Annotated in this window: 12 protein-coding genes; 5 read left to right on the top strand and 7 right to left on the bottom strand. The window is 74.1% G+C overall.

Going from position 1 to position 11,166, the window contains the following annotated elements; genetic code table 11:
• Positions 1 to 459: hypothetical protein (locus tag ABD249_RS12335; protein WP_425546333.1), on the top strand; the 459-nt coding region annotated here is incomplete at its 5' end.
• Here the strand turns inward: ABD249_RS12335 and ABD249_RS12330 are convergent.
• The 4 genes from ABD249_RS12330 to sucC form a co-directional block, all read right to left on the bottom strand.
• Complete coding sequence (locus ABD249_RS12330) at positions 449 to 1,678, bottom strand: multidrug effflux MFS transporter (RefSeq protein ID WP_344343999.1); 1,230 nt, start codon at positions 1,676 to 1,678, stop codon at positions 449 to 451. The two genes, ABD249_RS12335 and ABD249_RS12330, sit on opposite strands and share 11 nt — an antisense overlap.
• Entirely contained in the window at positions 1,675 to 2,853 is a 1,179-nt protein-coding gene (locus ABD249_RS12325) for an amidohydrolase (protein ID WP_425546332.1), read from the bottom strand. The genes ABD249_RS12330 and ABD249_RS12325 overlap by 4 nt, the downstream gene beginning before the upstream one ends.
• Before the next feature lie 168 nt (positions 2,854 to 3,021).
• Entirely contained in the window at positions 3,022 to 3,921 is a 900-nt protein-coding gene (gene sucD, locus ABD249_RS12320) for a succinate--CoA ligase subunit alpha (RefSeq protein WP_344343998.1), read from the bottom strand.
• A gap of 11 nt (positions 3,922 to 3,932) precedes the next feature.
• Positions 3,933 to 5,099, bottom strand: a complete 1,167-nt coding sequence (sucC, locus tag ABD249_RS12315; RefSeq protein ID WP_344343996.1) for an ADP-forming succinate--CoA ligase subunit beta — start codon at positions 5,097 to 5,099, stop codon at positions 3,933 to 3,935.
• Between the two features lie 207 nt (positions 5,100 to 5,306).
• Here sucC and ABD249_RS12310 point away from each other — a divergent pair, with 207 nt between their 5' ends.
• Entirely contained in the window at positions 5,307 to 6,032 is a 726-nt protein-coding gene (locus ABD249_RS12310; protein ID WP_344343995.1) for a VIT1/CCC1 transporter family protein, read from the top strand.
• 15 nt (positions 6,033 to 6,047) lie between these two features.
• On the opposite strand, the gene ABD249_RS12305 is transcribed toward ABD249_RS12310, so the two are convergent.
• Positions 6,048 to 6,605: a TetR/AcrR family transcriptional regulator gene (locus ABD249_RS12305; RefSeq protein ID WP_344343993.1), complete on the bottom strand. Its 558-nt coding sequence runs from the start codon at positions 6,603 to 6,605 to the stop codon at positions 6,048 to 6,050.
• A gap of 73 nt (positions 6,606 to 6,678) precedes the next feature.
• Between ABD249_RS12305 and ABD249_RS12300 the strand changes: the two genes are divergently transcribed.
• The 3 genes from ABD249_RS12300 (at position 6,679) to ABD249_RS12290 (ending at position 8,768) form a co-directional block, all read left to right on the top strand.
• Complete coding sequence (locus ABD249_RS12300) at positions 6,679 to 7,383, top strand: MBL fold metallo-hydrolase (protein WP_344343992.1); 705 nt, start codon at positions 6,679 to 6,681, stop codon at positions 7,381 to 7,383.
• A 40-nt stretch (positions 7,384 to 7,423) separates the two neighbouring features.
• On the top strand, positions 7,424 to 7,603 hold the full coding sequence (locus tag ABD249_RS12295) for a hypothetical protein (protein WP_344343990.1): 180 nt from the start codon (positions 7,424 to 7,426) through the stop codon (positions 7,601 to 7,603).
• Between the two features lie 64 nt (positions 7,604 to 7,667).
• Positions 7,668 to 8,768 (top strand): PQQ-dependent sugar dehydrogenase, encoded by a 1,101-nt coding sequence (locus tag ABD249_RS12290; protein ID WP_344343989.1) that lies wholly within the window; start codon positions 7,668 to 7,670, stop codon positions 8,766 to 8,768.
• Positions 8,769 to 8,772: 4 nt separating this feature from the next.
• Here the strand turns inward: ABD249_RS12290 and ABD249_RS12285 are convergent, their stop codons facing one another.
• Together ABD249_RS12285 and ABD249_RS12280 are read right to left on the bottom strand one after the other, a co-directional pair.
• The gene (locus ABD249_RS12285) at positions 8,773 to 9,456 is read right to left on the bottom strand and encodes a response regulator (protein WP_344343987.1); all 684 of its coding nucleotides are present in this window, start codon (positions 9,454 to 9,456) and stop codon (positions 8,773 to 8,775) included.
• The gene (locus ABD249_RS12280) at positions 9,453 to 11,030 is read right to left on the bottom strand and encodes an ATP-binding protein (protein ID WP_344343986.1); all 1,578 of its coding nucleotides are present in this window, start codon (positions 11,028 to 11,030) and stop codon (positions 9,453 to 9,455) included. Before ABD249_RS12280 ends, ABD249_RS12285 begins: the two co-directional genes overlap by 4 nt.
• Positions 11,031 to 11,166 lie beyond the last annotated feature (136 nt).

Genomic DNA, 11,166 nt, shown 5'->3' with positions numbered 1-11,166 from the left:
GCGGCGCTGCACGCGCGCCTCGGCGACACCGTGCCCGACGTGTCCGACATCGACGTGCGGCTGCTGTCGCCCGTGCTGCGCGCGCTGCACGCCCTCGCGACGGCCGCACGGCACCGCGACGCGGGGCTGCTCGTCGACGCCGCTGCCGGCATCGTCTCGGCGCGCCACGCCGCGCTCACGCGCAGGCTGCTCGACGCCGCGGCGCTCCACGGCGGCGACGCCGCGGCGGCCAGGCTCGCCGACGACCTCGAGGCGAGCCTCGTCGCGTCGCGTCGCGCGCTGCGCGGCAGCCGCTCGTGGATCGACCGCGACATCCTGGGGCTCGCGGCCGCGGGGCTCACCGACCTGCAGATCTCGCAGCTGCTCGACCTGCCGCTCGGCACCGTCCGCTCGCGCTCGCGCGCGGTCATGGCCGAGCTCGGCATCCCGAGCCGGGAGCAGCTGGCCGTCAGTCGCTGAGGGCGGGCACCGACCTCGGTCGCACGAGCAGCCAGAGCGACGCCGTGGCGAGCAGGCCGCCGCCGAGCATGACCGCGCCCATCGGCACGGCGTCGCGCACGGCGAAGTTGCCGATCAGGCCGCCGACGACGCTCGCGAGCAGCATGTTCGACGCGCCGATGAGGGAGGCGGCCGTGCCGGCCTCGCTGCCGTGCTCGACGAGGGCGAGCACCTGCACGCACGGCATCGTGAGGCCGAACGAGAGCGTGAAGGCCGCCATCGCCGGGATGAAGCCCGCGAGCCCCGCACCCGAGCGGTCGAGCACGAGCATGGCGATGGCCGCGACGACCATGCCGGCCGTCGAGCCGGCGAGGACCCACTGCGGGCCGAAGCGCGTCGCGAGGCGCGACGACGTCTGCACGCCGACGAACACCCCGACCGAGCACAGCGCGAACACGCCGCCGAACTGCGTCGCGCTCAGCCCGTAGACCTCCTGCAGCAGCAGCGGCGACGTCGACAGGTACGCGAAGATGCCCGCGAAGCCCGACGACCCGATGATCGCGACGCCGATGAACCTCCGGTCGCCCAGCACCCGACGGTAGCTGCCGAGCGCGCCCATGCCGCTCGTGCGCAGGCGTCGCTCGGGCGGCAGCGTCTCGCGCAGCAGCGTCGACACGAGCAGGATGACGACCGCGCCGTAGAGCGCGAGCACCCAGAAGATGCCGCGCCACTGCGTGACGCCGAGCAGCCACGAGCCGATGACGGGCGCGAGGATGGGCGCGAGGCCCATGATGAGCGCGAGCCGCGACAGGTAGCGCACGAGCGAGCGGCCGGAGAACAGGTCGCGCACCATCGCCATCGCGACGACGGCGCCACCGGCCGCGCCGATGCCCTGCAGCACGCGCAGCACCGTGAGCACCTCGATGTCGGGGGCGACGGCGATGCCGATCGACGTGAGGACGTGGAGCGACGACGTGGCCACGAGCGGCCAGCGGCGGCCGAGCCGATCGCTGAGCGGCCCGAGCACGAGCTGCCCGAGCGCGAAGCCGAGCGTCGTGGCGGCGAGCGTGAGCTGCACCTGGCCGTCGGTCGCGCCGATGTCCTCCGCCAGCACGGGGAACGCGGGCAGGTAGAGGTCGATCGTGAACGGCCCGAGCGCCGTGAGGAGCCCGAGCACGACGATGGTCGCCGTGCGCCTGCGGCGCGTCAGCAGGTCGCCGGGATGCGTGACGGCCGTCACGCGCGGGGCGCGATCGTCTCGACGCCCGACTCGCGGCGGTACACCTCCGCGCCGTCGATGAGCACGAGCGACGGACGGGCCATCGGGTCCATCCAGTCGCCGTCCCAGACGACGACGTCGGCGCGCTTGCCGACCTCGAGCGAGCCCACCTCGTCGGCGACGCCGAGGACGCGCGAGGGGTTGATGGTGATGGCGCGCAGCGCCGTCTCGCGGTCGAGGCCCTCGCGCACGGCGAGCGACGCCTGGTGCACGAGGAAGGAGATGGGGATCACGGGGTGGTCGGTGATGATCGAGATGTCGACGCCCGCCTTCGCGAGCAGGCCGGGGTTCGCGATCGAGCGGCCGCGCAGCTCCATCTTCGACTTCGTGGTGAAGAGGGGCCCGATGAGCACGGGGATGCCGCGCTCGGCGAGCAGGTCGGCGACGACGTGCGCCTCGGTGCCGTGGTCGATGACGAGCTCGTAGCCGAACTCCTCGGCGATGCGCACGGCCGTGACGATGTCGTCGGCGCGGTGCGCGTGCTGGCGCCACGGGATCTCGCGCCGCAGCACCTTCGCCATCGCCTCGTGCGTGAGGTCGAGGTCGGCGCTCCCGTCGGGGTCGGCGTGCCTGCGCAGGTAGTTCTGCGCGGCGACGAACGCCTCGCGGATGACCTTGGCGGTGCCCAGTCGCGTCGACGGCGTCTGCTTGCGCTCGCCGTACACGCGCTTCGGGTTCTCGCCGAGCGCCGACTTGAGGCCCGCGGGCTCGCGCAGCACCATGCGGTCGACGATGCGGCCGTGCGTGTGCAGCGTCGTCGCGAGGCCGCCGATGGGGTTGCCGGATCCCGGGTTGACGTTCACGGTCGTGACGCCGCCGGCGAGCGCGAGGTCGAAGCCCTCGTCGAACGGGTCGATCGCGTCGATCGTGCGCACGGCCGCCTGGTTGACGCCCGTCATCTCGTTCGTGTCGCTCGCGCCGCTGCCGTCGCCCTCGGGGTGCACGCCGAGGTGCACGTGCGCGTCGACGAGGCCGGGCGTGACCTGGGCGCCCTGCACGTCGACGACCTCGGCGCCCTCGGGCACGGCCACGTCGGTGCCGAGCGCCTCGATGCGCCCGTCCCGGATGACGATGGTGCCGCCGAACGGCTCGCCCTCGACGGGGATGACGTGGGCGTTGACGACGGCGCGCAGCATGATGCTCCTCGGATCTGGTGGCGGTGCCTCCAGCCTACGACCGACCGCCCACGCGAGGGATGCCCTCGCAGTGCCTCCCTGGCGCGCCCTCCCGGCGACGCCCGCCGAGCGCGCCCCGCACGCACGACGGGCCCCGGCCGAAGCCGGGGCCCGTCGTCGCGTCGCCGATCAGAGCGCCGCGATGACCTCGCGCATGAGGCGGGCGGCCTCGGAGGGCGTCTTGCCCACCTTGACGCCCGCGGCCTCGAGCGCGACCTGCTTCGCAGCGGCCGTGCCCGACGAGCCCGAGACGATGGCGCCGGCGTGGCCCATCGTCTTGCCCTCGGGAGCGGTGAAGCCCGCGACGTAGCCCACGACGGGCTTCGTGACGTGCGCCTTGATGAAGTCGGCCGCACGCTCCTCGGCGTCGCCGCCGATCTCGCCGATCATGACGATCGCCTTCGTGTCGGGGTCGGCCTCGAACGCCTCGAGGGCGTCGATGTGCGTCGTGCCGATGATCGGGTCGCCGCCGATGCCGATGGCGGTCGAGAAGCCGATGTCGCGCAGCTCGAACATCATCTGGTACGTCAGCGTGCCCGACTTCGACACGAGGCCGATGGGGCCCTTGCCCGTGATGTTCGCGGGCGTGATGCCCACGAGCGACTCGCCGGGCGTGATGATGCCGGGGCAGTTCGGGCCGATGATGCGCGTCGTGCCCGAGGCCTTCGCGTGCGCCCAGAACTCCGCGGAGTCCTGCACGGGGATGCCCTCGGTGATGACGACGAGCAGGCCGATGCCCGCGTCGATGCCCTCGACCACGGCGTCCTTCGCGAACGCCGGCGGCACGAAGACGATCGAGACGTCGGCGCCCGTGGCGTCGATCGCCTCGCGCACCGAGCCGAACACGGGCAGCTCGACGGCGGAGCCGTCGGCGGCGGTGTGCGAGACGGTCGTGCCGGCCTTGCGGGCGTTGACGCCGCCCACGACCTGCGTGCCGGCCGCGAGCATGCGCGCGGTGTGCTTGGAGCCCTCGCCGCCGGTGATGCCCTGGACGATGACCTTCGAATCCTTGTTCAGGTAGATCGACATGCTGCTTCCCCCTACGCCGATGCCAGCTCGGCGGCCTTCGCGGCAGCCTCATCCATGGTGTCCACGACCGTCACGAGCGGGTGCGCCGCGTCGGCCAGGATGCGTCGACCCTCGTCGACGTTGTTGCCGTCGAGTCGCACGACGAGCGGCTTGGTCGCGGTGTCGCCGAGGATCTCGAGCGCCTGCACGATGCCGTTCGCGACGGCGTCGCACGAGGTGATGCCGCCGAAGACGTTCACGAAGACGCTCTTGACGTCCTCGTCGCCGAGGATGACGTCGAGACCGGCCGCCATGACCTCGGCCGACGCCCCGCCGCCGATGTCGAGGAAGTTCGCGGGCTTGACGCCGCCGAACTCCTCGCCGGCGTACGCGACGACGTCGAGCGTCGACATGACGAGGCCCGCGCCGTTGCCGATGATGCCGACCTGGCCCTCGAGCTTCACGTAGTTGAGGTCCGACTCCTTGGCCTTCGCCTCGAGCGGGTCGGCGGCGGCGGCGTCCTCGAGGCCCGCGTGGGCCTCGTGGCGGAAGCCGGCGTTCTCGTCGAGCGTGACCTTGCCGTCGAGCGCGACGATGGCGCCGTCGGCCGTCTGCACGAGCGGGTTCACCTCGACGAGCGTCGCGTCCTCCTTCGCGAAGACGTCGTACAGCGTGACGAGCACGGGCGCGACGCGCTCCGCGACGTCCGCCGGGAACGACGCCTCGGCGAGGATGTGGCGCGCGACGTCGAGCGTGATGCCGATCGCCGGGTCGACCGCGACCCTCGCGAGGGCCTCGGGGCGCTCGACCGCGAGCTCCTCGATGTCCATGCCGCCCTCGTACGAGCACATCGCGAGGTACGAGCGGTTCGCGCGGTCGAGCAGCACGGAGAAGTAGTACTCCTCCTCGATCTGCGCGCCTGCGGCGACCATGACGCGGTGGACCGTGTGGCCCTTGATGTCGAGGCCGAGGATGGCCTCCGCTGCGGCGCGGGCCTCCTCGGGGCTCTTCGCGACCTTGACGCCGCCGGCCTTGCCGCGACCTCCGGTCTTGACCTGCGCCTTGACGACGACGACCGGCGTGCCGAGCTGCCTGGCTGCTGCCTCGGCCTCCTCGGGCGTGTCGGCGACGATGCCTGGCAGGACGGGAACGCCATGGGACTCGAACATGTCCCTGGCCTGGTACTCGTAGAGATCCACCGGAATCCTTCTGCTGGGAGTGGGGGCCGCCGACCAGCCTATCCCCGTCGCACGGGCAGCCCGCTGCCCCTGCCGCGCCCGGTCTGCGCTCGCCTGCGGATGCCTGTGGATTCGGTCGCCCGAAGCCGTGGCGTTCGGCTCGGTCGCCAGCGAGATGGCAGGTGCTCCCCGGATGCGCCGGGCGCCGCGCGCCCGGACGATGGAGGGGTGGATCCCGCCCTGCACCGCTACCCCGACCTGCCGTCGCCGGTCGGGTCGGCCGCCTCGCGCCTGTCATGGCTGCGCGCGGCGGTGCTCGGCGCGAACGACGGCATCGTCTCGACCGCCGCGCTCATCGTCGGCGTCGCGGCCTCCGGGGCGTCGTCGGGCGCGATCCTCACGGCCGGCGTCGCCGCGCTCGTCGCCGGCGCGCTCTCGATGGGCGTCGGCGAGTACGTGTCGGTGTCGTCGCAGCGCGACAGCGAGCGCGCGGCCATCCGCCGCGAGCGCCGCTTCCTCGCCTCGAACCCCGTCGGGCAGGAGGCGCAGCTCGCGCACATGTACGAGCTGCGCGGCCTCTCGCCCCGCACGGCGCACGCGGTGGCCGCCGAGCTGACGGCCGCCGACCCGCTGCGCGCCCACCTCGACATCGAGTACCGCCTCGACGAGGACGAGAGCCCGAACGACCCGTGGTCGGCCGCGGCCGCCTCCGCCGCGGCCTTCTCGGCCGGCGCGCTCGTCCCGCTGCTCGCCGTCCTCGTGGTGCCCGCTGGCTGGGCGCCGTGGTCGGTGCTCGTCGCCGTGGTCGTCGCGCTGCTCGCCACGGGCTTCACGGCCGCGCGCATCGGCGCCGCCGGCAAGCGCCGCGCGATGCTGCGCGTGCTCGTCGGCGGCGTCGGCGCCCTCGTCGTCACCTTCGCGATCGGCACGCTCTTCGGCACGCACGTCGCCTAGCGCGACGCCCGACGATCAGTCGCCGAGGGCGTCGAGCACGCGGCGCAGCCCGTAGCCGAACGCCGACTCGACGTCGCCGCCGAGCCGGAAGGCGCCCGCGAGGTCCATCGTGACGAAGCCGTGCAGCCAGGCGGTGAGGAGCCGAGCGGCGTCGAGCGCGTCCTCGTCGCCGACGAGCTCGCGCACGGCGGCCAGCATCGGATCGGCGGCGGCGGCGAGCGCCGCGGGGTCGGCGCGAGCGCCGGGGGCCGGGGCGAACAGGAGGCCGTAGCCCACCGGCGCCCGCCGGGCGAGCTCGCGCGTGGCGGTCGCCATCGCGACGAGCCGGGCACGCGGATCGTCGCCCTGCTCGGCCGCCGTCGCGATGGCGCTCGCGAGGTCGGCGAGCGTCGCGACGACGACGGCGTCGAGCAGCGCGTCGCGACCCGGGACGCGCTTGTAGAGGGAGGGGGCCCGGACCCCGACGCGGCCGGCCACGGCCTGCATCGTGAGGGCGTCGACGCCGTCGACCTCGAGGACGGATCGCGCCGCCTCGACGATCGCGGCCGTCGTCGTGCGCTCGGGTGCGGGCATCGATCCTCCGTTCGGGGTGCGACCCATCGTAGGCTATTGACCCTAGCCATGATGGCTATGTATCGTAGCCATCATGCAGCTCGCTCCCGGAGTCCACCGCCTCGGCGACGATCGCGTCGCCTTCCTGCTCGTCGTCGTCGACGACGGCATCACCCTCGTCGACGCGGGCCTCCCCGGGCACCGCCGCGACCTCCGCCGCGCGCTGCGCGAGCTCGGCCGGTCCGAGGCCGACGTGCGCGGCATCGTGCTGACGCACGGCGACTCCGACCACATCGGCTTCGCCGAGGCGCTGCGCACCGAGCGCGGCGTGCCCGTCTACGTCCACACGGCCGATGCCCGTCGCACGCGCGGCGACGACGCGCCCCCGCCCACCGCGCGCCCCGCCTGGCGGCTCCCCGCCGCGCTCGCCTTCGTCGCGACCGCCATCGCGAAGGGTGGTCGCACGCGGCGGGTCGGCGAGGTGCGCGAGGTCGTCGACGGCGACGTGCTGCCGCTGCCCGGCTCGCCCGTCGTCGTCGGCATGCCCGGCCACTCCCCCGGCTCGATCGCCGTGCACCTCCCCGCGCACCGCGTCGTCGCCGTCGGCGACGCGCTCACGACGCGGCACGTGCTCACGGGCCACGCGCATCCGCAGCTCGCTCCCTTCACCGACGACCTCGCCGCGGCCGAGGCCTCGCTCGACCGCCTCGCCGCGATCGACGCCGACGTCGTCGTGCCCGGGCACGGCCCGGCATGGCTCGGCACCCCCCGCGACCTCGTGGCGGCCGTGCGGGCGTGACCCGTGGCGCGGCACGCCCGCGACCTGCCACGCTGGAGGCATGCAGCACGAGCGCGAGCACCAGCACGAGCAGGACCGCATCCCGCCCGAGCTCGACCCCGCCTACTCCCACTTCGACGACGACCGACCCTCGCGCACGATGGCGAACCGCATGCGGCCGCTCATCTGGGTCGCCGCCGTCGCGGCGCTCGTGGCCATGACGTTCGTCTTCGTGCTCTGACGCACACGGCCGACGCGGGCGGAAGCCCCTGCCCGGCACGCGCCGACGCCCCTACGCTCGCCGCATGAGCCTGACGCGCAGGACGATGCTCACCGGGATGCTCGCCGGCGGGCTGGGCCTCGCCGCGTGCGCCCCGACCGAGGCGGCGGGGCCGACGGTCCACGACGCCGGCGACGGCGCCGGCGCCGCGGCGTCGCCGCCCGCGACGACGCCCCCGGCCTTCCCGACGCTCGACCGCACGATCGCGACGGGCCTCGCCGTGCCGTGGTCGCTCGCCTTCCTCCCCGACGGCGCCGCGCTCGTCTCCGAGCGCGAGACCGGACGCATCCTGCGCGTCGACGACGCGGGCGCCGTCGACGAGGTGGGCGTCGTGCCGGGCGTCGCGCCGCGCGGCGAGGGCGGCCTCCTCGGCCTCGCGCTCGCGCCGACGGGCGACGCGCTCTACGCCTACCTCTCGAGCGAGTCCGACAACCGGCTCGTCCGCATGCCGTTCGACGGCGGCATCGGCGCCCCCGAGGTCCTCGTGTCGGGCATCGAGCTCGCGTCCAACCACCAGGGCGGGCGCCTGCGCTTCGGACCGGACGGCATGCTCTACGTCACCGTCGGCGACGCGGCCGACGGCGCGCTCGCGCAGGATCCCGACTCGCTCGCCGGCAAGATCCTCCGGCTCGACCTCGACGGCCAGGCGGCCGAGGGCAACCCGTTCGGCACCCGCGTGTGGTCGCTCGGCCATCGCAACCCGCAGGGGCTCGCATGGGACGGCGACCGGATGTGGGCGGCGGAGTTCGGGCAGGACACGGCCGACGAGCTGAACCGCATCGAGCCGGGCGGCAACTACGGATGGCCCGAGGTCGAGGGCGCCGGCGGCGGCGACCGCTTCGTCGACCCCGTCGTCACGTGGCCGACGTCGCAGTGCTCGCCGTCGGGCCTCGAGATCGACCGCGGCGTCGCCTACCTCTGCGCGCTGCGCGGCCAGGGGCTGTGGGTCGTGCCGCTCGCCGGCGACGGCGCCGACGAGCCGCGCCTCGCGTTCGGCGGCGAGCTCGGCCGCCTGCGATGCGTCGCCCTCGCGCCCGACGGCGCGCTGTGGCTCACGACGAGCAATCGCGACGCCAACGGCACGCCCGGCGCCGACGACGACCGCATCCTGCGCGTCGTCGTCTGAGCCCTCAGACGCTCGACGCCGTGTAGCGGTGCTCGGGTCGCCCGGCCGAGCCGTAGCGCGGCTCGACGCGCGCGACGCCGAGCTCGACGAGCCGCTCGAGGTACCGGCGGGCGCTCACGCGCGACATGCCCGTGCGCTCGGCGACCTCGGCGGCCGACGCATCCACGCCCGCCTCGACGAGCGCCGCCTCGACCGTCTGCAGCGTGCGCTCGTTGACGCCCTTGCGCACGAGCCGCGGACCTGCGGCGCTGCCGAGCACCGCGTCGATGCCCGCCTGGTCGAGCGTCGACGCCGCGAGCGACCGCTCCTGCGCGACGGCGCGGTGCACGTCGTCGAGGCGCTGGTGCAGCGCCTGCATGTCGAACGGCTTCACGAGGTAGTGGCGCACGCCCTGCGTGCGCGCGAGCCGCACGGTCTCGAGGTCCCGCGCCGCCGTCACCGCCACGACCTCGACGCGGCTGCCGCGCGATCGCAGGCGTCGCAGCACCGTGAGCCCCGACATGTCCGGCAGGTGCACGTCGAGCAGCACCACGTCCGGCTGCAGCGTCTCGACGGCGTCGAGCGCCTGCTCGCCCGTCGGAGCGACCGCGACGACCTGGAAGCCCGCATGGCGCTCGACGAAGCCGCGCGTCACGAGCGCGACCGCCGGCTCGTCCTCGACGACGAGCGCGCGCAGCACGACCGTCACCGCACGACCTCGGCGTCGGCGCGCGCGACGATCGGCAGCGTCACCGTCATGCGCGCGCCGCCCAGCTCGGAGTCCGCGACGTCGACGTGCCCGCCGAGGCGGCGCACGACGCGGCGCACGAGGGTGAGGCCGTAGCCGCGCGCACGCCCCTCTCCCTTCGACGAGTGCCCGAGCTCGAAGATGGACGCCCGCTCGTCGGCGGGCACGCCCGGCCCGTCGTCCTCGACGACGATGCGCCCCTCGCTCGCGTCGTCGACGAGCGTCACGCGCACGCGCCCCTGCGGTCCCGTCGCCTCGAGCGCGTTGTCGACGAGGTTGCCCACGACGGTCACGAGGTCGGCGCCGTCGACGGCGAAGGGCGCCGTGAGGCCCGCGGCGTGGACGGACAGCCGCACGCCGAGCTCGCGCGCCCGCGCGCGCTTCGCCAGCACGAGCGCCGCGAGCTCGAGGTCGAGGATGCCCGACTCCTCGACGCCGCTGATCGCGCCGCCGTCGCCCACCCGGCGCACCATCGCGAGCGCCGCATCCGACTCCCCGAGCTCGATGAGGCCGCCGATCGTGTGCAGCGTGTTCGCGAACTCGTGCCGCTGCGCGCGCAGGCCCTCGGCGGCCGACTGCGCGCCCGCGAGCGCGCGCAGCGCCTCGTCGGTCTCGGTGCGGTCGACGAGGATCACGACGGTGCCGACCGTGCGGTCGTGCACGACGACGGGGTCGGCGTGCGCCACGAGGACGCGCTCGCCGGCGAGCACGAGCTGCTGCCCGTCGTCGGCGAGCAGCCCGGCGAGGTCGGCGTCGAGGACGTCCTCGATCGCCTCGCCCACGGCATGGTCGACGTCGACGTCGAGCAGCCGTGCCGCCGCGTCGTTGCACAGCACGATGCGGCCGTCGTCGCCGACGACGACGATGCCCTCGCGGATGCCGTGGAGCGTGGCGTCGCGCGTCTCGAGCATCGCCTTGATCTCGTCGGGCTCGACGCCGTGCAGGCGGCGGCGCACGACGCTCGCCGCCCACGTCGCGAGCAGCACGCCGATGATCGCCGCGACGGCGAGGAAGCCGGAGAGCGACCAGATGGAGCCCACGAGGTCGTCGCGCAGCTCCGACTCGAGGATGCCGACCGACACCTGGCCGACGATCGTGCCGCTCGCGTCGAACACCGGCACCTTCACGCGCCACGACTCGCCGAGCGTGCCCGTCTCGGTCGTGATGACCATCTCCCCCGTCAGCGCCGCCGTCGGCTCGGTCGACGCGGGCTCGCCGATGCGCTCGGGGTTCGGATGCGAGAAGCGGATGCCGTCGATGTCGGTCACGACGACGTACGTCACGTCCGACGACTGGCGGATGAGCTCGGCGATCGGCTGGATCGTCACCGACGGCTCGGGATCGTCGAACGCCTCGAGCACCGTCGGCAGCTGCGCCACCGAGTAGGCGACCCCCACCATGCGGTCGACGTACGCGTCGCGGATCTGCCGCTCCTGGATGATGACGGCGGCGATGCCGGCGCCCACGATGACGACGAGCATGATGACCGACTGGAGCAGCACGAGCTGGCTCCGCAGCGTCATCGCCCGGATCATGTGCCCGATGCTACGGCGGAAGCGCCCGCGGCCGCGCGCTGGCGAGGACCGAAACGACCACAACGACGCGTTTCGCACGCAAGCGGATGCGCGTGCCGGGCGTTCCCTATCGTCTCCCCAGATCGCGATCCGGCAT

Source organism: Agrococcus versicolor (assembly GCF_039531815.1).
Taxonomy (GTDB): Bacteria; Actinomycetota; Actinomycetes; order Actinomycetales; family Microbacteriaceae; genus Agrococcus; species Agrococcus versicolor.
Note: the sequence above shows the minus strand (reverse complement) of the source record. Positions and strands in the feature narration are given on the sequence as shown.

What these genes read in the sequence shown, in the direction of transcription:
- ABD249_RS12280 (WP_344343986.1), bottom strand. Translation starts at nt 11,030, where the DNA reads ATGATCCGGGCGATGACGCTGCGGAGCCAGCTCGTGCTGCTCCAGTCG.
- sucD (WP_344343998.1), bottom strand. Translation starts at nt 3,921, where the DNA reads ATGTCGATCTACCTGAACAAGGATTCGAAGGTCATCGTCCAGGGCATC.
- ABD249_RS12325 (WP_425546332.1), bottom strand. Translation starts at nt 2,853, where the DNA reads ATGCTGCGCGCCGTCGTCAACGCCCACGTCATCCCCGTCGAGGGCGAG.
- ABD249_RS12305 (WP_344343993.1), bottom strand. Translation starts at nt 6,605, where the DNA reads ATGCCCGCACCCGAGCGCACGACGACGGCCGCGATCGTCGAGGCGGCG.
- ABD249_RS12290 (WP_344343989.1), top strand. Translation starts at nt 7,668, where the DNA reads ATGAGCCTGACGCGCAGGACGATGCTCACCGGGATGCTCGCCGGCGGG.
- ABD249_RS12300 (WP_344343992.1), top strand. Translation starts at nt 6,679, where the DNA reads ATGCAGCTCGCTCCCGGAGTCCACCGCCTCGGCGACGATCGCGTCGCC.
- ABD249_RS12295 (WP_344343990.1), top strand. Translation starts at nt 7,424, where the DNA reads ATGCAGCACGAGCGCGAGCACCAGCACGAGCAGGACCGCATCCCGCCC.